Raw genomic sequence first — 982 nt, 5'->3', positions numbered from 1 at the left:
GGCCCCCCCCCCCCGGCCCCCCCCCCCCGCGCGCCCCCCCCCCCCCCCCCGCCGCCCCCCCCCCCCCCCCCCCCCCCCCCACGGCCCTGTGCGCTGTCCGGGTCGCCTCGGCGGGCCGCCGGTTCAGCTCGCCGAGGCACACGGCCCAGGCGGCGTCACCGTCCCGGCCGTGACTCAGCGACCGGCGGGACCACGGTTCGGCACGCCGATGTCGGACTGGCCGGCTGCCTTCTTGATCTCGGCGGCCTCCCGCTGGTCGACGACTCCCTCCTTCCGCAGCGTCGCGATGATCTCCCCGACGTGCGAGACGAACGCGCCGTGCCTGTCCCAGGATCGGTGATCCTCGATCAGCTCGTTGATCGTGCAGCCGCTGGCCGTCACGCGGTTCGGGACACCAGTGTTGATCGAGCCGACGAACACGGTCGAGCGGTCGTCCCTTTCGGGACAGTCGGTCGGCGGCCTGCTGTCGACGACGGTGATGGACAGCGATTTCGGCGTGGACGTGTTGCCGGCCTTGTCGGTGGCCCGATAGAGGAAGGTGTGGCTCCCGCCTCTGTCAATCACCGCAGGTGCGGAGTACTGCAGGTAGGGGCCGCCATCGAGGGAGTACTCGATAGTGGCCACACCCGACTCCGTGTCCGAAGCCGTCACCGTCACCGTCGCACTGCCGACATAGTCACCGGAGTCGTTCTTCGTGCCTGAGACGGAGGCCGCAACCTGCGGCGGCGTCCTGTCCTCCGGTGGAGCTGCCACCACGGTGAACTCCACCGACTTCACGGGCGAGGTGTTCCCCGCCTTGTCCGTCGCCCGATACGCCAGCGTGTGCCGACCCACGCTGTTCACCTCAACCGGCGCCTTGTAGGCGTCATACGACGCGCCATCAAGCGAGTACTCGATCCCGGCCACACCCGACTCCGCGTCCGAAGCCGTCACCGTCACCGTCGCACTCGCCACGTAGTTCCCAGAGGCGTCCTTCGCCCCC

Annotated in this window: 1 protein-coding gene; it reads right to left on the bottom strand. The window is 70.5% G+C overall.

The window, feature by feature from the left end; translation table 11 throughout:
• Window positions 1–174: 174 nt before the first annotated feature.
• Window positions 175–982: OmpL47-type beta-barrel domain-containing protein (locus ACGFRF_RS40920; protein WP_393749114.1), on the bottom strand; the 808-nt coding region annotated here is incomplete at its 5' end.

This window comes from Streptomyces sp. NPDC048521 (genome assembly GCF_043199855.1).
Lineage (GTDB): Bacteria > Actinomycetota > Actinomycetes > Streptomycetales > Streptomycetaceae > Streptomyces.
The sequence above is the reverse complement of the archived record's forward strand: the minus strand, read 5'-3'. Positions and strand labels throughout refer to the sequence as shown.